At 69.6% G+C, this 22,454-nt stretch carries 20 protein-coding genes and 1 pseudogene; 11 read left to right on the top strand and 10 right to left on the bottom strand.

What is annotated here, in order from left to right; translation table 11 throughout:
- Positions 1 to 14 precede the first annotated feature (14 nt).
- A complete protein-coding gene (gene sucB / locus A5750_RS25005) occupies positions 15 to 1,838 on the bottom strand; it encodes a 2-oxoglutarate dehydrogenase, E2 component, dihydrolipoamide succinyltransferase (RefSeq protein WP_067266567.1) in 1,824 nt (607 codons plus the stop codon).
- A 197-nt stretch (positions 1,839 to 2,035) separates the two neighbouring features.
- Here sucB and A5750_RS25000 point away from each other — a divergent pair, with 197 nt between their 5' ends.
- Positions 2,036 to 3,811, top strand: a complete 1,776-nt coding sequence (locus A5750_RS25000; protein ID WP_067266563.1) for an SDR family oxidoreductase — start codon at positions 2,036 to 2,038, stop codon at positions 3,809 to 3,811.
- Positions 3,812 to 3,819: 8 nt separating this feature from the next.
- Here the strand turns inward: A5750_RS25000 and A5750_RS24995 are convergent, their stop codons facing one another.
- Complete coding sequence (locus A5750_RS24995) at positions 3,820 to 4,164, bottom strand: aminopeptidase (RefSeq protein WP_067266578.1); 345 nt, start codon at positions 4,162 to 4,164, stop codon at positions 3,820 to 3,822.
- A gap of 136 nt (positions 4,165 to 4,300) precedes the next feature.
- Between A5750_RS24995 and A5750_RS24990 the strand changes: the two genes are divergently transcribed.
- Both A5750_RS24990 and A5750_RS24985 read left to right on the top strand, forming a co-directional pair.
- Positions 4,301 to 4,750: an SRPBCC domain-containing protein gene (locus A5750_RS24990; RefSeq protein WP_066951820.1), complete on the top strand. Its 450-nt coding sequence runs from the start codon at positions 4,301 to 4,303 to the stop codon at positions 4,748 to 4,750.
- Positions 4,747 to 6,342 (top strand): NAD(P)/FAD-dependent oxidoreductase, encoded by a 1,596-nt coding sequence (locus A5750_RS24985; protein WP_067266560.1) that lies wholly within the window; start codon positions 4,747 to 4,749, stop codon positions 6,340 to 6,342. Before A5750_RS24990 ends, A5750_RS24985 begins: the two co-directional genes overlap by 4 nt.
- 91 nt (positions 6,343 to 6,433) lie before the next feature.
- Here A5750_RS24985 and A5750_RS24980 read toward each other — a convergent pair whose 3' ends face one another.
- Together A5750_RS24980 and A5750_RS24975 are read right to left on the bottom strand one after the other, a co-directional pair.
- Complete coding sequence (locus A5750_RS24980) at positions 6,434 to 7,981, bottom strand: leucyl aminopeptidase (RefSeq protein ID WP_197505528.1); 1,548 nt, start codon at positions 7,979 to 7,981, stop codon at positions 6,434 to 6,436.
- Between the two features lie 11 nt (positions 7,982 to 7,992).
- Positions 7,993 to 9,117, bottom strand: coding sequence for an adenylate/guanylate cyclase domain-containing protein (locus A5750_RS24975; RefSeq protein ID WP_067266554.1), 1,125 nt, complete (start codon positions 9,115 to 9,117; stop codon positions 7,993 to 7,995).
- 41 nt (positions 9,118 to 9,158) lie between these two features.
- Here A5750_RS24975 and gcvT point away from each other — a divergent pair, with 41 nt between their 5' ends.
- Positions 9,159 to 10,256: a glycine cleavage system aminomethyltransferase GcvT gene (gcvT, locus tag A5750_RS24970; RefSeq protein WP_066951772.1), complete on the top strand. Its 1,098-nt coding sequence runs from the start codon at positions 9,159 to 9,161 to the stop codon at positions 10,254 to 10,256.
- Positions 10,257 to 10,309: 53 nt separating this feature from the next.
- On the top strand, positions 10,310 to 11,416 hold the full coding sequence (locus A5750_RS24965) for a branched-chain amino acid aminotransferase (protein ID WP_066951822.1): 1,107 nt from the start codon (positions 10,310 to 10,312) through the stop codon (positions 11,414 to 11,416).
- On the opposite strand, the gene A5750_RS24960 is transcribed toward A5750_RS24965, so the two are convergent.
- The 4 genes from A5750_RS24960 to A5750_RS24945 are packed head-to-tail and all read right to left on the bottom strand — an operon-like array spanning position 11,413 to position 14,467.
- Complete coding sequence (locus tag A5750_RS24960; RefSeq protein ID WP_067266551.1) at positions 11,413 to 12,171, bottom strand: adenosylcobinamide-GDP ribazoletransferase; 759 nt, start codon at positions 12,169 to 12,171, stop codon at positions 11,413 to 11,415. The genes A5750_RS24965 and A5750_RS24960 overlap by 4 nt on opposite strands.
- Positions 12,168 to 13,223: a nicotinate-nucleotide--dimethylbenzimidazole phosphoribosyltransferase gene (cobT, locus tag A5750_RS24955; protein ID WP_156659415.1), complete on the bottom strand. Its 1,056-nt coding sequence runs from the start codon at positions 13,221 to 13,223 to the stop codon at positions 12,168 to 12,170. Before cobT ends, A5750_RS24960 begins: the two co-directional genes overlap by 4 nt.
- Positions 13,220 to 13,768, bottom strand: coding sequence for a bifunctional adenosylcobinamide kinase/adenosylcobinamide-phosphate guanylyltransferase (locus tag A5750_RS24950; protein WP_067266549.1), 549 nt, complete (start codon positions 13,766 to 13,768; stop codon positions 13,220 to 13,222). The genes cobT and A5750_RS24950 overlap by 4 nt, the downstream gene beginning before the upstream one ends.
- Before the next feature lie 24 nt (positions 13,769 to 13,792).
- On the bottom strand, positions 13,793 to 14,467 hold the full coding sequence (locus tag A5750_RS24945) for a DUF3043 domain-containing protein (RefSeq protein ID WP_066951781.1): 675 nt from the start codon (positions 14,465 to 14,467) through the stop codon (positions 13,793 to 13,795).
- A gap of 191 nt (positions 14,468 to 14,658) precedes the next feature.
- On the opposite strand from A5750_RS24945, the gene A5750_RS24940 reads away from it, so the two are divergent.
- Positions 14,659 to 15,735 (top strand): glycerate kinase, encoded by a 1,077-nt coding sequence (locus A5750_RS24940; RefSeq protein ID WP_066951824.1) that lies wholly within the window; start codon positions 14,659 to 14,661, stop codon positions 15,733 to 15,735.
- Between the two features lie 100 nt (positions 15,736 to 15,835).
- Complete coding sequence (locus tag A5750_RS24935) at positions 15,836 to 16,192, top strand: iron-sulfur cluster assembly accessory protein (RefSeq protein WP_066951784.1); 357 nt, start codon at positions 15,836 to 15,838, stop codon at positions 16,190 to 16,192.
- Positions 16,193 to 16,208: 16 nt separating this feature from the next.
- On the opposite strand, the gene A5750_RS24930 is transcribed toward A5750_RS24935, so the two are convergent.
- Positions 16,209 to 16,868 (bottom strand): hypothetical protein, encoded by a 660-nt coding sequence (locus A5750_RS24930; protein WP_067266544.1) that lies wholly within the window; start codon positions 16,866 to 16,868, stop codon positions 16,209 to 16,211.
- Positions 16,869 to 17,054: 186 nt separating this feature from the next.
- Here A5750_RS24930 and A5750_RS24925 point away from each other — a divergent pair, with 186 nt between their 5' ends.
- On the top strand, positions 17,055 to 18,029 hold the full coding sequence (locus tag A5750_RS24925; RefSeq protein WP_066951791.1) for a carbohydrate kinase family protein: 975 nt from the start codon (positions 17,055 to 17,057) through the stop codon (positions 18,027 to 18,029).
- A gap of 81 nt (positions 18,030 to 18,110) precedes the next feature.
- Here A5750_RS24925 and asnB read toward each other — a convergent pair whose 3' ends face one another.
- Complete coding sequence (gene asnB / locus A5750_RS24920; RefSeq protein WP_067266541.1) at positions 18,111 to 20,054, bottom strand: asparagine synthase (glutamine-hydrolyzing); 1,944 nt, start codon at positions 20,052 to 20,054, stop codon at positions 18,111 to 18,113.
- A 156-nt stretch (positions 20,055 to 20,210) separates the two neighbouring features.
- Between asnB and A5750_RS24915 the strand changes: the two genes are divergently transcribed.
- From A5750_RS24915 to A5750_RS24905, 3 genes and pseudogenes are all read left to right on the top strand, one after another.
- The gene (locus A5750_RS24915) at positions 20,211 to 21,287 is read left to right on the top strand and encodes a cytochrome c oxidase subunit II (protein ID WP_067266539.1); all 1,077 of its coding nucleotides are present in this window, start codon (positions 20,211 to 20,213) and stop codon (positions 21,285 to 21,287) included.
- Positions 21,288 to 21,300: 13 nt separating this feature from the next.
- A complete protein-coding gene (locus A5750_RS24910) occupies positions 21,301 to 21,720 on the top strand; it encodes a cytochrome c oxidase subunit 4 (protein ID WP_066951803.1) in 420 nt (139 codons plus the stop codon).
- Positions 21,721 to 21,900: 180 nt separating this feature from the next.
- Positions 21,901 to 22,454: pseudogene (locus tag A5750_RS24905) on the top strand (hypothetical protein); the annotation flags it as partial.

Below are 22,454 nucleotides of genomic sequence, written 5' to 3'. Positions count from 1 at the left end.
CGTTCGCCCGCCCCCTAAAGACCCAAGTCGGCCTCGAACGCTCCCTCTTCGAGCCGGTTCTTGATCGTGGTGAGGAAGCGTCCGGCATCGGCGCCGTCGATGAGCCGATGGTCATAGGTGAGCGGGAGATAGCAGATGGAGCGGACGCCGATGGACTCGTTGCCGAATTCGTCGACGATCACCCGGGGCCGCTTCACGATGGCCCCGGTGCCCAGCATGGCGGCCTGCGGCGGAACCAGGATGGGGGTGTCGAACAACGCGCCCTGACTGCCGATGTTGGTGATGGTGAAGGTCCCGCCGGACAGTTCGTCGGGTTTGAGGTCACCCGAGCGGGCGCGCGCCGCGATGTCGGCGATGGCCCGGGCCAGTCCGGCCAGCGAGAGGTCGCCGGCGTTGTGGATGACGGGGGAGAGCAGGCCCTGTTCGGTGTCGACGGCGAAGCCGAGATGCTCGGCGTCGTAGTAGGTGATCTCCTTGGTCTGCTCGTTGTAGCTCGCGTTGATGTTCGGGTGGACCTTCAACGCGTCGATCACCGCCCTGGCGATGAACGGCAGGAACGTCAGGTTCACCCCTTCGCGTTCGGCGAACGCGGATTTCGCCCGGGCCCGCAACCCAACGATCCTGGTCATGTCGACCTCGTGGGTCTGGGTGAGCTGCGCCGTGGCCTGCAGCGATTCCCGAGTTTTGTTCGCCGTGAGCTGTCGGATCCGGCTGGCCTTCTGCGTGGTGCCACGCAGGTGCGCCAGCGCCGGCGCAGGGGAGGGGGCAGCCGCCGGAGCCGCCTTGCCGTCCGCGGCCGGCGCGGTGGCGGGTGCCTGCGCCGGCGCGGGCGCCTTCTGGGCCTGTTGTTTCTTTTCCGCCGCGGCGAGCACGTCTTGCTTGCGGATGCGGCCGCCGACGCCGGTGCCGGTGATCTCGCCGAGGTCGATGTCGTGCTCGGTGGCCAGTTTGCGCACCAGCGGGGTCACGTACGGCGCGCCGTTCGGACTCGAGCCACTGGGCTGGACCGCCGGTTGCGCCTGCGCCGGTTGGGCTTTCGGCGCCGGCTCGGGCTGCGAAACCGGCTGCGGTTCGGGCTTCGCCTCGGCCTTGGGTGGTTCGGGTGCCGGCTCGGGCTTGGGTTCCGGTTTGGGGGCGGGCGGCGGGGTGGGAGCGGAAGCGGCTTCCGAACCGCTGCCGATGCGCGCCAGCTCGCCGCCGACCGGCACGGTGGTGTCCTCTTCGGCGGTGATGCTGATCAGGACGCCGGCCACCGGGGACGGGATCTCGGTGTCCACCTTGTCGGTCGACACCTCGACCAGCGCATCGTCCACCTGGACCGAGTCGCCGACCTTTTTCAGCCAGCGGGTAACCGTGCCCTCGGCGACCGACTCGCCGAGTTCCGGCATCAACACCGGGGTCGCGTCGCCGCCGCCGGAGCTCTGCGCGGCGGGCTGAGGCTCGGGCTCCGGCTGGGCCGGGGCTTCGGGTTCGGGCTCGGATTGGGCCGGCGGGGCGGCTTCGGCCTGTGGTTCCGGCTGGGCGGCTTCGGCCTGCGGCTCCGGCTGGCTGGGCGCCTGGGGGGCCGCCTGGGAGCCGCCGCCCTCCGAACCACCCTCCGCCGAGTCGCCGATCACGGCCAGCTCGCCGCCCACCTCGACGGTGTCGTCCTCCTGGGCGACGATCTTGGTCAGCACACCGGCGGCGGGCGACGGGATTTCGGTGTCGACCTTGTCGGTGGACACCTCGACGAGGGGTTCGTCGAGCTCGACCGTGTCGCCTTCCTGCTTGAGCCAGCGGGTGACCGTCCCTTCGGTGACGCTCTCACCGAGTGCCGGCATCTGGACGGAGAAGGCCATCGTTTTTGACTCCTCGATCGCTCGTGGGTCGGGGTGGGTCGAACATGTCGCTAGCCGCTGGAAAGTAACTATCCAAAACTATCCTGTCACTGCGTCCGCACCGGCACACATCCAGGGCGGACCGCGCGCGGCTGCCGGAACGCCCCGAACGCCCTTGCTACGGTGTGGCCACTGCAGTTGAAGCGGGGAGGTCGGAGATGCCGGCAACACAACAGCTAACCCAGCATTTCGTCGACAGCGCCGACGGCGCGCGAATCGCTGTCTACGAAGAGGGCAATCCCGAGGGGCCCACCGTCGTGCTGGTGCACGGCTTCCCCGACTCGCATGTGCTCTGGGACGGGGTCGTGCCGCTGCTGGCCGACCGGTTCCGCATCCTGCGGTACGACAACCGTGGCGTCGGTGAGTCCTCGGCGCCCAAGCCGGTGTCCGCATACCGCATCGACCGGTTCGCCGACGACTTCGCCGCGGTGACCGGCGAGCTCAGCCCCGGCCGGCCCGTGCACGTGCTCGCCCACGACTGGGGCTCGGTGGGCGTGTGGCACTACCTCAAGCGGCCCGGTGCCGGTGACCGGGTCGCCACGTTCACGTCGGTGTCCGGGCCCAGCCAGGACCAACTGGTCGACTACATCTTCAGCGGGTTGCGGTCGCCCTGGCGCCCGCGCACCTTCGTGCGGGCGATCAGCCAGGCGCTGCGGCTGACCTACATGATCTTCTTCTCGATCCCGGTGCTCGCGCCGCTGTTCCTCCGGCTGACGCTGTCGATCCCGGCGCTTCGGCGCAACGCGGTGGACAACATCCCGGTCGAAAAGATCCACCACTCGCCCGACCTGGCCCGCGACGCCGCCCGGTCGGTAAAAACCTATCCCGCCAACTACTTTCGCTCGTTCTCCGGCCGCGGACAGGGCGTCGAAATCGTCGACGTGCCGGTGCAGCTGATCGTCAACACCAAGGACAAGTACGTGCGGCCGTACGGCTACGACCACACGCCCCGCTTCGTGCCACGGCTGTGGCGGCGCGACATCAAGGCCGGCCACTTCTCGCCGATGTCTCACCCGCAGGTGATGGCCGCGGCGGTGCGCGAGTTCGCCGATCTGGCCGAGGGCAAACCGCCCAGCCGCGCGCTGCTGCGCGCGCAGGTCGGGCGGCCGCGCGGATCCTTCGGCGACACCCTGGTGTCGGTCACCGGCGCCGGCAGCGGAATCGGCCGCGAGACGGCGTTCGCGTTCGCGCGGGAGGGCGCCGAGCTGGTCATCAGCGACATCGACGAAGCGGCCGTCAAGGCCACGGCCGCCGAGATCGCCACCCGCGGCGGCGTCGCGCACGCCTACGTCTTGGACGTGTCCGACGCGGCGGCCGTGGAGGCGTTCGCCGAGCGGGTGAGCGCCGAACACGGCGTGCCCGACATCGTGGTCAACAACGCCGGCATCGGCCAGGCCGGGGGATTCCTGGACACCCCGGCCGAGCAGTTCGACCGGGTGCTCGACGTCAACCTGGGCGGCGTGGTCAACGGGTGCCGGTCGTTCGCGCGGCGGCTGGTCGAGCGTGGCACCGGCGGGTACATCGTCAACGTGTCATCGATGGCCGCCTACGCGCCGTTGCAGTCGCTGAACGCCTACTGCACCTCGAAGGCGGCGACCTACATGTTCTCCGATTGCCTGCGCGCCGAACTCGACGCCGCGGACGTGGGGCTGACCACCATCTGCCCGGGCGTCATCGACACCAACATCATCAACACCACCCGGTTCGACGCGCCCGCCGGAAAGGGCGAACAGGTCGACGGCCGGCGCGGCCAGCTCGGCAAGATGTTCGCGCTGCGGCATTACGGCCCCGACAAGGTCGCCAACGCGATCCTGTCGTCGGTCAAGAAGAAGAAACCGATTCGCCCCGTGGCTCCGGAAGCCTATGCGCTGTACGGTCTTTCGCGCGTCGCGCCGCAGGGCTTGCGCAACTTCGCGCGGATGCGGGTGATCTGACTCGCGGGTTAGGTGCCCGCCCGCGCCGCGCCCTGACGGCCCGTCAGCAACACCCCGCCGATCGCGAGCAGCCCGATGACGGCCAGCGGAATGGACCACATGCGCCGGCCGCCCACCGACGACTGGCACTGCGCCACGTAGTCGGTGTGCGGAACAACCTGGTTGAGGATCGGGATGTTCGCCACGCTGTTGTTGTTCGCGCTTCGGGCCGCGGACAGGTCCGTCGCAACGGCGTTCCCGCACCCGATCGAATGACCGTTTCCGTCGGAAACCGACACCGGCGCCAACAGCCCGATCACACCGGCCAGCAAAAGTACCGCGCCCACACCGAGAATCAATCGTCGCACCGTCACGATCTCGCCTTTCGCCGTCCGGATTTCGACCGCTAGGAGATTAACCACTGCCGGGGCCTGGTAAACCCGAATTTGGCCGGTACGACGGCCGCTACGTGGGTATTCCGCCGCGGTAGCCGAAAGGGGAATGGTTGTGGTGCTGAGTGCGACGCGGGACGTAGCCGCGCCTTGCGAGCGGGTGTGGGAAGTGCTGGCCCAAGGGTGGACCTACACCCAGTGGGTGGTGGGCAACAGCCGCATGCGGGCCGTCGATCCGAACTGGCCGGAGCCCGGCTCATCGATCAGGCACTCGATCGGGATCTGGCCGCTGGTGATCAACGACGCGACGGTGGTCGAAGAGTGCGAACCGCCGCACAAGCTGGTGCTCTGCGCCCGCCTCGGGCCGCTCGGCGCCGCGCGGATAACAATGCTGCTGCACGAGACCCCGACGGGCTGCCGGGTGGAGATGATCGAAGTGCCGGTCGAGGGCCCGATGGGGGCTATGCCCAATTCCCTTGCGCTGGCCGCGGCTTACCCGCGCAACAAGGAATGCCTGTGGCGACTGGGGGCTCTGGCGGAGCGCAAGGAGCCGAGCCAGGTGAAATGATCGTGGGGGACACCGCGGACGCCGTCGTTATCGGGGCCGGACACCACGGGCTGGTTGCCGCCTCGATGCTGGCCGACGCCGGATGGGATGTGCTGGTGCTCGAAGCCCAGCCGGAGCCGGGCGGCGCGGTCCGCAGCGCGGAGCTGACGCCCGGCTACATCACCGACCTGTTCAGCTCGTATTACCCGATGACGGTGGCCTCGCCGGCGATGGCGGCGCTGCAGCTCGAAGACCACGGGCTGCGGTGGTCGCACGCGCCGGCGGTGGTCGGGCATCCGCGCAGCGCGGCCGATGACGACCCGCCCGTCGTCTATCGCGACGCTGCCCGCACGGCAACGGAATTCGCGCGGCGGGAACCCGCCGACGGCGATAATTGGTGGCGGCTGGTGGACTTGTGGCAGCGGATCAAGGCTCCGCTGCTCGACGCCATGCTGGCGCCCTTCCCGCCCGTGCGCCCGCTGATGCGGCTGCTGGCCAAACTCGGTACGGCCGAGGCGATTCGGGTGGCGCGCCTGCTGGTGCAGCCGGCCAACACCATGGCGAGTGAGCTGTTCGCCGGCGAGGCGCCCCGAGTGTTGTTGTTGGGCAACGCGATGCACGCCGACGTCCCGCCGGACGCGCCGATCAGCGGCGCCATGGGGTTCCTGATGACGATGCTGGCCCAGGACGGCGGGTGGCCCGTGCCGGTCGGGGGGTCCGGTCAGCTGACGGCCGCCCTGGTCAACCGTGCCCGCTCCGCGGGCGCGCGAATCGAGTGCAACCAGAACGTTTCCCGCATCCAGGTGCGGGGCGGCCGCGCGGTCGGCGTGACGACCGCCGGGGGGCGCACCGTTGCGGCCCGGCGGGCGATCGTCGCCGACGTTACGGCGCCGCGCCTGTTCCACGACATGCTTCCCCCGGATGCGCTGCCGCCCAAGCTGTTACGCGACCTCGAGCACTTCGTGTGGGATCCGCCGGTGGTGAAGGTCAACTACGCGCTGGCCGGGCCCGTTCCCTGGCGCGCCCAGAACCTGCACGGCGTCGGCACCGTCCACCTGGGGGCCGACGGCGACGGGCTGGTCCGCTGGATGGCCGACCTGAACACCCGGGTGGTGCCCGAGCATCCGTTCATGTTGTTCGGGCAGACCACCACCGCGGATCCGAGCAGGTCTCCCGCGGGCACCGAAAGTGTCTGGGCTTATACGCATTTGCCGCGAGACGTCGCCGACGACGCGTCTGCCGACCGGCTCGCCGCGGGGATGGACCGGGTCATCGAGGAACACGCGCCGGGCTTCGGTTCGGCGGTCATCGACCGATTCGTGCAGCGGCCGTCGGACCTGGAGGCCAGCGACGCCAACCTGCACATGGGGGCGCTCAACGGTGGCACAGCGCAATTGCAGCAGATGCTGATCTTTCGCCCGGCGCCCGGCATGGGCCGGGCCGAAACGCCGGTGCAGAGGCTGTATCTGGGCAGCGCGTCGGCAACCCCGGGCGGCTCCGTGCACGGCGCCTGCGGGCGCAACGCGGCCAACGCCGCGTTGGCCGCCGACGGCGTGACGGGCTGGCCACGCCGCAAGGTGAAGCGGGCCGTCTTCTCGTTGCTGACGAAGTGAGGCGCTAGCGCCGAACGTCACGCCGGCGTGACGTTCGGACGCCGGCGCCACGCTGGCGTGACGCTCGCGGCGGCCGTGCGCTAGCCGTTTGCTAGCCCTTTTCGCAGATGTCCTCGAGCACCGCGAACATGGTGCGGGTCGGCACACCGGTGCCGCCCTTTGGGGTGTACCCCCAGGGGCCGCCGGTGTTGTACGCCGGGCCGGCCACGTCGATGTGCGCCCAGCTCACGCCGTCGGCGACGAATTCGCGCAAGAACACCCCGGCCACCAGCATGCCGGCGAAGCGCTGGCCGCTGATGTTGGACAGGTCGGCCACTCCTGACTTCAGGTCTTCCTTGAGTTCGTCGGGCAGCGGCATCGGCCAACCGTTCTCGCCCACCCGCTGCGAGATCGCGGCGACCCGGTCGCGGAACTCGTCGCTGCCCATCACCCCGGGGATCCGGGCGCCCAACGCCACCGTCTGCGCGCCGGTCAACGTGGACGTCTCGATCAGGTAATCGGGGTTGTCCTCGCAGGCCCGCACGATGGCGTCGGCCAGGATGAGCCGGCCCTCGGCGTCGGTGTTCTGCACCTCGACGGTGATGCCGCCGTATTGGGTCAGCACGTCACCCGGCCGCTGCGCGGTACCTGAGGGCATATTCTCGGCCATCGGCACCGTGGCGATCACGTCGATCGGCAACCGCAACTGCGCGGCCAGCGCCACCGTGGCGATGACCGCGGCCGCGCCGCCCATGTCCGAGGTCATGTGGTGCATCGAGGCCGCCGGCTTGATCGAGATGCCGCCGGTGTCGAAAGTGATGCCCTTGCCGACCAGCGCCACTCGCTTGGCCTGCTTGGACTTCTTGGCCAGCTTCGCACCCCGGTGGGTCAGCCGCACCAGCCGCGGCGGCCGCGACGAGCCTTGGCCGACGCCGATGACGCCGCCGTAGCCGGCCTTCTGTAGCGCCTTGTCGTCGAGCACCTCCACCTCGAGGCCCACGGATTCGCCTAAAGCCCTTGCGCGCTTGGCGAATTCGGCGGGGAAAAGGTGACTCGGCGGCGTGTTGACGAAGTCGCGGGCGGTGGCCACCGCGGCCGCCACGGCCGCGCCGTGCGCGCTGGCAGCTTTGGCGTCCTTCGCGGCGGACAGCACGGTGATCTTTTGCAGCCCTTTGTCTTTCGGCGCGGTCTTGCCGCTGCGGAATTCGGTGAACCGGTAGCTGCCCAGGATGAGCCCCTCGACGGCCGCCGAGCAGACGTCGGCGTCGAAGTCACCGGGCAGCGTGAGGATCACCGCCTCGGCGGTGCCCAGCGACCGGGCCGCCACACCCGCGGCGCGCCGGACGGTGTCGGCCGGCCATTCGGGACGCGGTTTACCCAGGCCGATCGTCAGCACGCTCGACACCGGCAGCGACGGCACCACCAGGCGGTGGACCTGCTCACTGCCGCCGGTGGCGTCGAGCGCCCGCAGGCCGGATTCGATCTCGGCGACGGCATCGGCCGCCAGCAGCGACTCGCCGGCCGCAACCGCCGCGCCGGGCCGGTCCTCGTCGCCGGTCGAGACGACCGGCACGATCAATACCGAAGAACCCGCCCCGCGTTTCGGCAGCGACGTGGCGACGTTGACGGATGGGCTTGCGTAGCTCAATTCGGTGGTCACGGGCATTTACCCTAATCGCCGGAGCCCGCGCCGAGGTCGGCGGCGCCCGCGCCGTGCAGCTCGAAGGCGACGACGGGGGCGTCAAAACCCTTGAGGTCAAAGGGGCCGCGGGCCGTCGCCGGCCAATCCGGCAGTTGCTCGTGCAGGGCCGAATCGGCCAGGATCTGGCACGGGGCGGCGGCCCCGACCAGGCGCGCCGCCAGGTTGACCGGGCTGCCGAAGTAATCCCCGTTGATCGCCAGGACGCTGCCGTACGCAAGGCCGGCGCGGACCTGCAGACCCTCCTCGCGCGCCCGCGGATGGCCGACGAGGTCGACCGCCGCCCTGGCCAGACGTTCGGGCGACGCGCTCACCCACATCACCTCGTCACCGATGAACTTCACCACCCGGCCGCCATCGCGGTGCACCACATCCGCGACGGTCCCGGCGAACTCGTTGAGCAGATCCGAAAGCTGTGCCGGGGTCAGCGCGCGGGTGAGCACGGTGAAACCGGACAGATCCGCAAAACCGATGCCGCACACCACGCTTGCCGAGGTGCCGCGCAGGACGCCTTCGAAGTGGGTTCGGGCGCCGGTCAGATGGTGGCGATGAACGACGTCGATCAGCGCCGAAATCCGGGGGACAAACTCCGCGACCGCGCGGTAGGCCTGCGCCGTGGCGAGCTCGTCGTTGGTGTAGGTCATCTGGATGTCCGGCGTGCCGGCCCGGATCGCGGTCGACTCGGCCTCCGCGAGCCGGGCCATCGTGGCACCGAGCACCCGCAACAGCCCGAACGCGCCGTCCTCGCCCACCACCGTCTTCAAGGCGACCCAGGTCGCGAGCGCGTCGACGTCGGCCTGGCTCAGCGCGGGAATGTCGGGGCCGGCGACGGTCAGGCCGAGCAAACCCCACGCGTGGGTGACTTCCTCGGGCGACAGGCCGAGCTGCTCGGCGGCGGTAGCCATCGTGTGGACCGGGCGCCCCGACCATTGCAGAACGTCACCGGCAAGGCCGAACAGCCGCCCGCGCTGCTCGGCTTCCACCATTTCGTCGACGCTGAAACCGAGTTCGCTGAGGTATTTGATGAGGTCGGCCCGTTCGCGCGGACGAGCGATTCCGGCAGCCTCAAGCGCTTCGAAGTCCGGGGAATCGACCACCCACCCAAGTGTGCCAGCAGCCGCGATTAGGGTGAACCGTCGTGACCGATGACTTACAGCATGGCCCGCTGGAAGACCGCCACCGCAAGTTGGGGGCCAGTTTCGCCGAGTTCAGCGGGTGGCTGATGCCGGTCTCGTACGCCGGCACCGTCAGCGAACACAACGCCACCCGCAACGCGGTGGGCCTGTTCGACGTCAGCCACCTGGGCAAGGCGTTGATCCGCGGGCCGGGTGCCGCCGAATTCGTCAACTCGACGCTCACCAACGACCTGAGCCGCATCGGGCCCGGCAAGGCGCAATACACGTTGTGCTGCACCGAATCCGGCGGCGTCGTCGACGACCTGATCGCCTACTACGTCGACGACGACGAGATCTTTCTGGTGCCCAACGCGGCCAACACCGCCGCGGTGGTCGAGGCGCTGCGGGCCGCCGCCCCGGCGAGCCTGACGATCACCAACGAGCATCGCTCCTACGCGGTGCTGGCGGTGCAGGGCCCGCGCTCGGCGGACGTGCTCGGCGAGCTGGGCCTGCCGACGGGCATGGATTACATGGGCTATGCCGACGCCTCCTACGCGGGGGTGCCGGTGCGGGTGTGCCGGACCGGATACACCGGAGAGCACGGCTACGAGCTGCTGCCGCCGTGGGAATCCTCTGGTGTGGTGTTCGACGCGCTGGCCGCGGCGGTCGGTGCCGCCGGGGGCGAGCCCGCCGGGCTGGGCGCCCGGGACACGCTGCGCACCGAGATGGGCTACCCGCTGCACGGGCACGAACTGGCGCTGGACATTTCGCCGCTGCAGGCCCGGTGCGGCTGGGCGATCGGCTGGAAGAAGGACGCGTTCTTCGGCCGCGACGCGCTGCTGGCGGAGAAGGCGGCGGGGCCGCGGCGGCTGCTGCGCGGCCTGCGGTTGGTCGGCCGCGGTGTGCTGCGGCCCGGACTGACGGTGCTCGCCGGTGAGACGCCGGTGGGGGTCACCACGTCGGGGACGTTCTCGCCGACGCTGCAAGTCGGCATCGGGCTGGCGCTGCTCGACACCGACGCCGGCGTCGAGGACGGGCAGCGGATCATCGTCGACATTCGCGGACGCGCCGCCGAGTGCGAGGTCGTGCGGCCGCCCTTCGTCGAAGCGAAAACACGTTAGTGCCGCCGGTTCAGGTGAAAAGCCCGGTCGCAGGCGGATATACAATCAGCCGCATGACCAGCGGCTCCCTCGAGTTCACGGTTTCGCGTTCGGCCAACCCCGCGACCGACGCCGAACGTGGATCCATCCTGGCCGAGCCCGGTTTCGGCAAATATTTCACCGACCACATGGTGTCGATCGACTACGACGACGAACGGGGTTGGCACAACGCGCGGGTCATCCCGTACGGCCCGATCGAGCTGGACCCGTCGGCGATCGTGCTGCACTATGCGCAGGAGATCTTCGAAGGGCTCAAGGCGTACCGCTGGGCGGACGACTCGGTCGTGTCGTTTCGCGCCGAGGCCAACGCAGCGCGGTTGCGGTCGTCGGCGCGGCGGCTGGCGATGCCCGAACTGCCCGACGAGCTGTTCATGGGTTCGCTGTGTCAGCTCATCGCGGTCGACAAGCCCTGGGTGCCCGCCGCCGGAGGCGAAGACGCGCTGTATCTGCGCCCGTTCGTCATCGCCACCGAGCCCGGTTTGGGTGTGCGGCCGTCGAAGCGCTACCGGTATCTGCTGATCGCCTCACCGGCCGGGGCGTACTTCAAGGGCGGCATCAACCCCGTCGCCGTGTGGGTATCGACGGAGTACGTGCGGGCCAGCCCGGGCGGCACCGGCGCGGCCAAGTTCGGCGGCAACTACGCAGCCTCCCTGCTGGCCCAGGCCGAGGCCGCCGCCCACGAGTGCGACCAGGTGGTGTGGCTGGACGCCGTCGAACGGCGCTTCGTCGAGGAGATGGGCGGCATGAACATCTTCTTCGTGTTCGGCAGCGGCGGGTCGGCGCGGTTGGTCACCCCGGAGCTGTCCGGTTCGCTGTTGCCCGGGATCACTCGGGATTCGTTGCTGCAGTTGGCTATTGACGCCGGATTCGCCGTCGAGGAACGCAAGATCGACATCGACGAATGGCAGAAGAAGGCCGCCGCCGGCGAGATCACCGAGGTGTTCGCCTGCGGCACCGCCGCCGTCATCACCCCGGTCTCGCGCGTGAAGTACGGCGACAGCGACTTCACCGTCGCCGACGGTCAACCCGGCGAAGTGACGATGGCGCTGCGCGACACGCTGACCGGAATCCAGCGGGGGACCTTCGCCGACACCCACGGCTGGATGGCGCGGCTCGGCTAGAACCGCACCAGTGCGGCGAGCGCGACGGCGCTCACCGTCGTGGTCAACTCGATGGCGGCACCCAGCACGTCGCCGGTGATGCCGCCGAAGCGGCGCACGCAATGCCGCACCAGCACCGCACCGCAGCACAGCGCCGCCAGCACCGCGACCGGCCCCTGCCACGGCCGAGGTCCCGCCGCCAGGGCAACGACGAGCAGCGCCGCGACCCAGGCCGCCGCCACGACCACCGGCTGGCTGCCGGCGACCCGCACGCCCAGCGCGCTGCCCGCGGCCGCCGGCACCGACCGCCGACTCGCCAGCACCGCGGCGACCCGGCCCGCGAAGACCGCCACGGCGATGCCGATGAACCCCGGCCGGCCCGCCGCCCCCAGCGCCGCGAAGGCCAGCCCCTGCAGCGCGATCAGCAAAACGACGGCCGCCACGCCGAACGGCCCGGTCGACCCGTCGCGCATCACCGCCAGCGCGCGCTCCGGCGGCCCGTAACAGCCCAGCCCGTCGGCCGTGTCGGCGACACCATCGAGATGCAGGCCGCGGGTGGCCAACAGCAGCGCCACCACCGCGAGCAGGCCGGACAGCGGGCTGGACGCGCCGAACGCGTGAGCACCGCCCCACGTCACCGCCGCGGCCAGCGCACCCAGGACGGCGCCCACCACCGGCAGCGCCGTCATGGCGCCACGGCCCATCGGCGCGTGCCATGAACGCGGGACGGGAAGCACCGTACCGAACGCGAAAGCCGTTGCCAGCCAACACATCACAGCGGGGGAGAGGCCTGGTCGGACACGCCGGCCTGCGTGAACGTGGCCATCGACGACAGCGTGGCCACCGCGGCCCGGAGCAGCGGCAGCGCCAGCGCGGCGCCGCTTCCCTCACCCAGCCGCATCCGCATATCCAGAATCGGCTCGAGGCCCAGCTCGGTAAGCGCCAGGGCATGACCGGGTTCGGTGGACCGATGACCGGCCTGCCACCACAGGCGGGCGCCGGGAGCCAGCCGCTCGGCGACCAGCGCGGCGGCCGTCACCGCCATCCCGTCCAGCAGCAGCGGAGTGCGTCGCACCGCGGCCTGCGCGCAAAAGCCCGCCATCGCGGCCAAATCCGCCCCGCCGCCGCAGCGCAGCAACGCCACCGGGTCGGGCAGCACGCGGCGCGCCCGGAACAGGGCGTCGCGCACCGCGGCCGTCTTTCGCGCCCATCCGGCGTCGTCGATCCCGGTGCCGAAGCCCACCACCGCAACCGGTTCGGCGTTCGTGAGCGCCGCCACCAACACCGCGGCAGGGGTGGTGTTTCCGATCCCCATGTCGCCGGCGATGAGCAGGTCGGCGCCCGCGTCGACCTCCTCATCGGCGATGGCCCGACCCGCGGCGATCGCGGCGGCGGCCTCGTCGTCGGTCAGCGCGTCCTCGACGGCGATGTCGCCGCTGCCGCGCCGCACCTTGTGGGCGCCGATCCGGTCGGTCAGCGCATCGCCCGCCACCGCCAGGTCGGCGACCCGCACCGTCGCGCCGGCGATGTCGGCCAGCACATTGATCGCCGCCCCGCCGGCATCGAAGTTGGCGACCATCTGAGCGGTCACCTCCGGCGGATAGGCCGACACCCCGGAGCGGGCGACGCCGTGGTCACCGGCGAACACCACCACCCGTGCGCGCTCGAATTGCCTTGGCGGGCAATGCCCTTGGCATGACGCGAGCCACACCGAAAGGTCCTCGAGGCGGCCCAGCGCGCCCCTCGGCTTGGTCAGCGTGTCCTGGCGGGCGCGGGCGGCCGCGGCGACGCCCGCATCGGGCGGCGATACCGGGGCGAATTCCATCAGGTCCCCGGAGGTTTGATCGGCACCGCTTGCCCGGCCACCACGAGCACCACCCGGTCGCACAGCTGCGCGACGCGCTGGTTGAGGCTGCCTAGTTCGTCGGCGAACCGGCGGCCGGACGCGGTGGCCGGGACGACGGCCAACCCCACCTCCGGGCTGACCAGCACCAGCGTGGAAGGGAAGTCGCTGACCGCGGCGAGCATCGCTTCGATCGTTTCGCGCACCGGAGCCGACACCGATCCGCCGTCCCATCCGTCATGGCGATCCAGCGTGCCGGTCAGCCAGCTGCCCAGATCGTCGACGAGCGTCGGAGTGTCCGGCGAGTTCCGCAATTGCGTTGCGACGTCGTGGGATTCGACCGTCGACCAATGCGCCGGCCGACGGTTGCGGTGCTCGGCGACCCGGTGCGCCCAGTCCGCGTCGCCCGAACCGGTGGGGCCGGGGGCCAGGTAACAGACCGGCTGGCCGGCCGGCAGCGCCTCGGTGATGGCGCCCTCCGCCCACCGGGATTTGCCAGACCGGATCCCGCCGAGCACCAGAGTGCGCACCGTGCTCAGGCGGCTTTCCCGCGGCTAACCGGCATCGCTGCCGCGCTCGACCTGGGGTCGCGGTGTGCGCATCCGTCGCATCTGCGAGGCCCGGCCGGCCGCGTACAGGCCTAGCTTCCAGCGGCTTTCGGTGTTGTCGGGGAACTTGGCGTCCACCCGCTTGCTCACTTTGCGGCCCAACAGGACCCCGTCGATACCCATCACGGCCATCAGCGCCAGCATCGCCGGCGAAACCCAGAGCTGCAGCTGTGGGGTGGTGAACATGACGAACATCAGGAACAGCGTCGCCGGCATGAACAGGCCGAGCAGGTTGCGCCGGGAGTCCACCACGTCCCGCGCGTAGCGCCGTATCGGGCCCTGGTCACGCGGCAACAGGTAAGCCTCTTCGCCGGCCATCATGCGCTGTCGGCGATCCGTCATCCGGGCGCGGTTGGCGGTCCGGTCGGCCTTGCGCTCCTCGCGGCTGAGCTTGGGACCGGCCAGCGTTTTGCGCCGGGCGCGCGCCTCCGACGCGGTCATCGGCGCGGGCGCCACCGGCCCCTTGCGCCGCGCTTGACTGCGCTTGGGCGTCGGCCGGCCCTTGGGGCTCGTCCCACGCGACCCGCTAGCGGTTGTCTCGGGGGCGCCGGCGGCATCCACTGCAGCCGCGCCCTCGTCGACGTCCTCGTACTGGCCCTTCTTACGGCCCATCAACTTCACAGAGGCCAGGTTACTTCGCCGATGGCTCGTCCCGGAATTGGCTTGGAATGCCTTGCTATTAGACCTGCGTCAGCCCCTCACTTGGCCCTACTCTTACCAGTGATGGACGGCTGCCTCTGATGGACGACGGGTCGATGGCCTCGGACGATGCTGCCTCTGGCCTCGCTCCCGGCCGTCTGCAACTTCCCGCCATGCTCGTCCTGGTGGCTCCGGATTGCTATGGCGACAGCATGACGGCCGTGGAGGCGGCCGCGGCCATCGCGACCGGGTGGACCCGATGCCGCCCCGGCGACCGGTTCATCGTCGCCCCGCAGTCCGACGGCGGCCCCGGCTTCGTCGAGGTGCTCGCCAGCCGGCTGGGCAAGACGCGGCGTCTGCGGGTGTCCGGGCCGCTGTCCACCATGGTCGAGGCCAAATGGGTCTTCGACCCCACCACGACCACGGCTTACCTGGAGTGCGCGCAGGCGTGCGGCCTGGCCCTGCTGGGCGGTCCGCCCACCCCGGAGACCGCGATGGCGGCCCACAGCAGGGGAGTGGGGCAGCTGATCGCCGAGGCGATGCGGGCCGGGGCGACGCGGATCGTGGTCGGCCTCGGCGGCAGCGCCTGCACCGACGGCGGGCAGGGGATGATCGCCGAGCTCGGCGGTTTGGACTCCGCCCGCCGCCAGCTGGGCAACGTGGAGCTCATCGCCGCCTCCGACACCGAATATCCCCTGCTCGGGCCGTGGGGAGCGGCCAGGGTGTTCGGGCCGCAGAAAGGCGCGGACACGGTCACCGTCGCGGCCCTGGAAGTCCGCCTCCAGGCGTGGGCGCTGATCCTGGAAGCCGTGGCCGGACGCGACGTCAGCGCCGAACCGGGGGCGGCCGCCGCCGGCGGTATCGGCGCCGGGCTGCTGGCCCTCGGCGGCCGGTGCGAGTCGGGCGCGGCGATCATCGCCCATCACACCCGCCTGGCCGACGATCTGGACATGGCGGAGCTCATCGTCACCGGTGAAGGTCGCTTCGACGAGCAGTCGCTGCACGGCAAGGTGGTGGGCTATCTCGCGGACGCCGCCCGGCCGCGCGGAGTGCCGGTGATCGTGCTGGCCGGCCAGGTCGACCTGGACAACGCCACCGTCCGCTCGGCGGGCATCATGTCCGCCTTATCCATCGCCGAGCACGCCGGATCGGCGCGGCTGGCGCAGGCCGACGCGGCCAATCAGCTGATGGGTCTGGCGTCCGTGGTGGCGGCGCGACTCGGGAATAGCGGTCCTGCAAGGTACCGTTGACCTAGTGGGCTTTTTCCGGGCGGATCTGGCCGCCTAACGCGAGACCAGCGGGCTCGAACCTGAACGAACCCACCCAACGATGAGGCATGTAGGAGAAGCAATGACGGTGCAGAACGAGTCGACCGCCAAGACGCACGGCGTGATCCTGACCGAGGCCGCCGCCACCAAGGCAAAGTCCCTGCTCGACCAAGAGGGCCGGGACGACCTGGCGCTGCGTATCGCGGTCCAGCCGGGCGGGTGCGCGGGCCTGCGCTACAACCTTTTCTTCGACGACCGGACGCTGGACGGCGACCTGACCGCGGACTTCGGCGGTGTGACGCTGACGGTGGACCGGATGAGCGCGCCCTACGTGGAAGGCGCGTCCATCGATTTCGTCGACACCATCGAGAAGCAGGGCTTCACGATCGACAACCCCAACGCCACCGGCTCGTGCGCCTGCGGCGACTCGTTCAACTGACCGGGTAGCCCCGGGCTCAGTACGAGCCCCCGGTGCGCAGCACGTACGAGCAGACCATGATCTGGCCGCGCTGGAACAGCAGCTGGGCGATGCCCTGCAATTGGCCGCGCAGCGGTCCGCCGGTCGCGGGTGACACCTTCATGGTGAACAGCGCCTGGGCCTGGTACTGCGACAGATAGACGATCTTGTCGATCGAGGTGACCTCGACCTCGGAGAACTGCTTGCGGAACGCGTCGCTGCTCAGCTTGGCCAACGCCTGGTCGGAGCGTTTGTCGCGCACGCCGTCGTACATGCCGCACAGCGCGTTGCGCACGATCTCCTCGGTGTCGCGGTGGTCGAGCGCGTCCAGGTACCCCTGGATGGCCGTCTTGGCGGCGCCCTCCGAGAACGTGGCCCCGGTGTTGGCCCCGTTGGTGCGGACGCCGTAGACGATCGCCACGGTCAGCGCGGCCACCAGCGCGACGGCCAACAGCACGCCGACGACCAGCCGCCGCTTGGAGCGGGGCCGCGGCGGGTAGGGCATCGGCGGGGGCGGCTGCCCGGCATAATTGGCCGGCGCCGGGTCGCCGGCACGCGGGTGGTCGGGAAAATCGAGCGGCTGAGATCCGGCCGGGGGCTCGGGTCCGCTGGGTCCGCTGCCGCCGACGGTGTGGTTCGGCGAGTGCGGACCTGCCATCCTGGTTCTCCTACGGTGGTAGACGGGAGTACGGGCGGGATACACCGGCCGAGCATCGTGGTCCCGGCGACTTGAGCGAGTTCCCTAGGGAGGCTAGCGCACCGCTTCGTGCCGACCGTGGACACAGCGACGGTCCGGAGGCGTGCGTAAGCTAGATAACCTTACTAACGAAGGGCGGAGACATTCGTGACGATCGCGGTGACAGGTTCGATTGCGACCGACAATCTGATGCGGTTCCCGGGCAAGTTTTCCGAGCACCTGCTGGCTGAGCACCTGCAGAAGGTGTCGCTCAGTTTTCTGGTCGACGACCTGGTGATCCACCGCGGCGGCGTGGCGGGCAACATCGCCTTCGCGATCGGCGTGCTCGGCGGTGACGTGGCGCTGGTGGGCGCGGCCGGCGACGACTTCGACGACTACCGGCAGTGGCTGCAGTCGCACGGTGTCAACTGCGACAACGTGCTGATCTCTAAGACCGCGCACACGGCGCGATTCACCTGCACCACCGACATCGACATGGCCCAGATCGCGTCGTTCTATCCCGGCGCCATGTCGGAGGCCCGCAACATCAAGCTCGCCGACGTGGTGTCGTCCATCGGCGAGCCGGAGCTGGTGATCGTCGGGGCCAACGACCCGGACGCGATGGTGGTGCACACCGAGGAGTGCCGCAAGCTGGGCCTGCCCTTCGCCGCGGACCCCTCCCAACAGCTGCCCCGCCTGTCCGGCGAAGAGATCGACAAGCTCGTCGACGGCGCCGCCTATTTGTTCACCAACGACTACGAGTGGGAGCTGCTGCTCAACAAGACCGGCTGGTCGGAGTCCGACGTGCAAAGCAAGGTCGGCCTGCGGGTGACCACGCTGGGCCCCAAGGGGGTGGACATCGTCGAGCCCGACGGCACGACGACCCACGTGGGCGTCGTGCCCGAGACCAGCCAGACCGACCCCACCGGCGTCGGCGACGCGTTCCGGGCCGGTTTCCTCACCGGGCGCAGCGCCGGCCTGAACCTCGAGCGCTCCGCGCAGCTGGGCTCGCTGGTGGCCGTGCTGGTGCTGGAATCGACCGGGACCCAGAACTGGGAGTGGAACCGCGAGACCGCGGTGAGCCGGTTGGCCGGCGCCTACGGCGACGACGCGGCCAACGAGATCGCCGCGGTGCTGGCCTGACGGCGTCGAGCGTGAGCTGAGGGCGGCGACACGCCGAAAATCCCCGCCCAGGGTTCACACTCGAAGCTGGGGCGCCCCGTCCTAGAGCTGGACGGGATACACCGGCTCGCTGATCTGCGGCACCACGCTGTGCTCGACGAAAATCGCGTGCCAGAGCATGAAGATCAGCAGCGTCCACAGCCGGCGGCTGTGATCGCCGGCGCCGTTGCGGTGCTCGTCGAGCATCCGCCGGACGGCGGCCAGGTCGACGAGGTGACCGGCCTGCGAGGTCGCCACCAGCCCGTAGGCCCAGTCCAGCAATTCGCCCGCGCGCAACCAATGCCGGATGGGCACGGGAAACCCGAGCTTGGGCCGGTGCAGCACGTGCGCGGGCACGATCGGCTCCAGGGCCCGCCGCAGCGCGTACTTGGTGGTGGTGCGGGTGATCTTGGCCTCGACGGGCAGTCGCGAGGCGATGGCGAACACCTCGGGATCCAGGAACGGCACCCGCAGCTCCAGCGAGTTGGCCATCGTCATCTTGTCCGCCTTGACCAGGATGTCGCCGCGCAGCCAGGTGAACAGGTCGATGTGCTGCATGCGGGCCACCGGGTCCCAGCCGGCCGACTGGGCGTACACCGAGGCGGTGACGTCGGTGTGGGTCCATTCCTCGCGGAAGCCCGGCAGCACGTCGCGCAGTTGCGCGTCGGAGAAGCTGCGGGCGTTGCCGTAGTAGCGCTCCTCGAGCGTCAGCGAGCCGCGGTGCAGCAGGCTCTTGCCCCGCATGCCCTCCGGCAGCGGCTTGGACACCTTGCCCATCGACCGGCGCAGCGGCCGCGGTAGGTAGTCGAAGGGCTTGAGCGACAACGGCTCCCGGTAGATGGTGTAGCCGCCGAAGAGTTCGTCGGCGCCCTCCCCGGACAGCACCACCTTGACGTGCTTGCGCGCCTCCCGGGCGACGAAGAACAGCGGCACCAGGGCGGGGTCGGCCACCGGTTCGTCCAGGTACCACACGATTTCGGGCAGGGCGGCGACGAACTCCTCCGGGTGGACCACCTTGGCGATGTGGCGGGCACCGATCGCCTCGGCCGAGGCGACCGCGACGTCGATCTCGGAGAACCCCTCCCGCTCGAAGCCGGTGGTGAAGGTGATCAGGTTGGGGTTGTGCCGGATGGCCAGCGCCGCGATGGCGGTGGAGTCGATGCCCCCGGACAGAAACGCCCCGACGGTGACGTCGGCGCGCATGTGCTTGGCCACCGAGTCCTCGAGCACCGCGGTGATCTCGTCGTAGCGGGCCTGTTCGGTGTCGCGCGTCAACGGCACCGCGGCGAACCGTGGCACGAAATAGCGGGTGACCTCCGGCTGCTGCCCGGGCCGGATTCGCGCGTAACAGCCCGATTCGAGACGGCGCACCCCGCGGTGCAGCGTCTCGGGCTCGGGCACGTACTGCAGCACGGTGTAGTGCTGCACGGCGCGGTCATCGATCCCGGTGTCGAATCCGCCCAGCTCCGCCAGGTCCAGCAGGCATTTCTTTTCGCTGGCCACCGCCGTGCCGCCGGCGCCGGTCGCCATGAAGAGCGGCTTGATGCCGAAAGGGTCTCGGGCACAAAACAATTCGAGGATGGCTGTGTCCCACAGGGCGAAGGCGAACATGCCGCGCAGCCGGGTGAGCACGTCGGCGCCCCAGTAGTGATAGCCGGCGACGATGGCCTCGCCGTCGCCGTCGGTGGTGAACACCGCCCCGTGCGCGGCGGCCAGCTCGTCGCGCAGCTCGAGGTAGTTGTAGATCTCCCCGTTGAACACCAGCACGTAGCGGTTGGGCTCCTCCGGCGGTCCCCACCGCAGCGGCTGGTGCGAATGCGCGATGTCGATGATCGACAGCCGGTTGAAGCCGAACACGACCGATCCGTCGGCTCCCGGATCGGTCCAGGTGCCGGGCTCGTCGGGGCCGCGATGGCGCATCAAGTGCGACGCGCGCGCGATGGCATCGTCGGCCCGGGCGGGGTCGGCACTGTCCGGGGCAGCGACGAACGCCAGCAGACCACACACGGCGCCCCAGTATGCCGCACGTTGGGCACGCCGTCGCGGTCCCACCCGGCACGTCCGCAAATGGCCGGGCGGTCCAGCGGGCCGGGGTTTCGTCGCTCGGGTCGGCGGCGTGGTCTACGCTGCGTAGTATTCGATATCCGAGCAGGAGGCGCCAACGTGACACCTCGCGAGCAGGTCCGTTCGCAACGTATGTCGCAGGGCAGGTTTCGGCAGGGTCTGTCCCGTCGTCTGCGGCCGCTGGCGCTGGCCGCGACGTTCGGCGTGTTGGCGCTCACCCTGAGCGGATGCAGCTGGTCGGACGTGCTGGGACTGGGCTGGCCCAAGGGCATCACCCCGCAGGCCCAGCTCAACCGGGAACTGTGGGTCGGCGCGACGATCGCCTCGCTCGTGGTCGGGGTCATCGTCTGGGGCCTGATCTTCTGGGCGTCGGCCTTCCACCGGAAGAAGGCAGGAGACACCGAGCTGCCGCGCCAGTTCGGCTACAACATGCCTCTGGAGCTGGTACTCACCGTGACGCCGTTCCTGATCATCTCGGTGTTGTTCTACTTCACCGTGGTGGTGCAGGAGAAGATGCTGCACGTCGACAAGGACCCCGAGGTGGTGGTCGACGTCACCGCCTTCCAGTGGAACTGGAAGTTCGGGTACCAGCGCGTTGACTTCAAGGACGGCACGCTGACCTACGACGGCGTGGACCAGGCACGCAAGAACGCCATGGTTTCCAAGCCCGAGGGCAAGGACGCGCACGGCGAGGAGCTCGTCGGGCCGGTCCGCGGGCTCAACACCGCGGACCGCACGTACCTGAACTTCGACAAGGTCGAAATCCTGGGCACCAGCGACGAAATCCCGGTGCTCGTGCTGCCCACCGGCAAGCGCATCCAGTTCCGGTTGGCGTCCGCGGACGTCGTCCACACGTTCTGGGTGCCCGAGTTCCTGTTCAAGCGCGATGTGATCCCCAACGCCGAGGCGAACAACTCGGTGAACGTCTTCCAGGTCGACGACATCAGCAAGCCCGGGGCATTCGTCGGGCACTGCGCCGAGTTCTGTGGCACGTATCACTCGATGATGAACTTCGAGGTTCGGGTGGTGCCGCCCAACGACTTCAAGGCTTACCTGCAGCAGCGGATCGACGGCAAGAGCAATGCCCAGGCATTGCAGGCGATCGGCCAGACGCCGCTCGCGGTGACCACTCACCCGTTCGACACCAAGCGCGGTCAGTTGGCCGGAAGCCAGTAGGTTAGGACACCAAATGCATATCGAAGCCAGGCTTTTCGAATTCATCGCCGGGTTCTTCATTGTGGTTGCGGTGCTTTATGCCGTGCTGACGGCGCTTTTCGCCACCGGCGGCGAGGAGTGGGCCGGGACGACCGCGCTGGCGCTGACGGGCGGACTGGCGTTGATCGTGGCCACCTTCTTTCGGTTCGTGGCGCGCCGCATCGATACTCGGCCCGAAGACTACGAGGGCGCCGAGATCAGCGACGGAGCAGGTGAATTGGGCTTCTTCAGCCCGCACAGCTGGTGGCCGATCCTGATCGCGCTGTCGGCGTCGGTGAGCGCGGTGGGTATCGCACTGTGGCTGCCGTGGCTGATCGCCGCGGGGGTGATGTTCGTCCTTGCGTCGGTCGGGGGACTGGTCTTCGAGTATTACATCGGGCCCGAGAAGCACTGATCCCAGCCGTTAAGGTCACAATCCGATCACGTGATCTGTGGCCGGTTCGCCAAGACTTCTTTGCCCCTCTCGGTTCGGTAGTGTTTTGCCCAGGCAAATGACAATTTCTCAAGCGCGCGCGCAACGATATGGCCCCGGGGCCCCGCGCGCTGGTGAGGCAGTCGGACAGGGCAGGCAGAGATGAGCGGGCCGAAACCACCGGAATGGGATCCTGAGGAACCCGATTCGGTGAACGAGGCTCCCCACCAACCGGATTCCGACATCGAGCCCGCGGACGTCCCCGAACCCGGGCACGTCGAAGAGATCGAACCCTTTGACGACGGCGCCGAGCCGGCGGCCGGCGATACGGGCCAGACCGACGCCTATTCGCGGGCCTATTCGGCCCCGGAGTCCGAGCATTTCATGAGCGGCCCGTACCTGCCGGCCGACCTCAGGCTCTATGACTACGACACCTTCGACGAGTCGGCCGAGGCCGAGGACGAACACGGCGCTCCGCGCTGGCCATGGGTGGTCGGGGTCGCCGCCATCGTGGCCGCCATCGCGCTCGTGGTGTCGGTGTCCCTGCTGTTCGCGCGCACCGACACCACCAAGCTGGCCAACCCCAACACCACTACCGTCCCGTCGACGCCGCCGATGCAAGACGAGATCACGACCACCAAACCGCCTCCCCCGACCATCCGGAGTCGGCCGTCTGTACCGGCGCCTGCACCCGGGGTTGTCCTGTCTCTTATACA

Source organism: Mycobacterium sp. 852002-51613_SCH5001154 (genome assembly GCF_001667425.1).
Classification (GTDB): Bacteria; Actinomycetota; Actinomycetes; order Mycobacteriales; family Mycobacteriaceae; genus Mycobacterium.
This window is presented reverse-complemented; position numbering and strand designations above follow the sequence as displayed.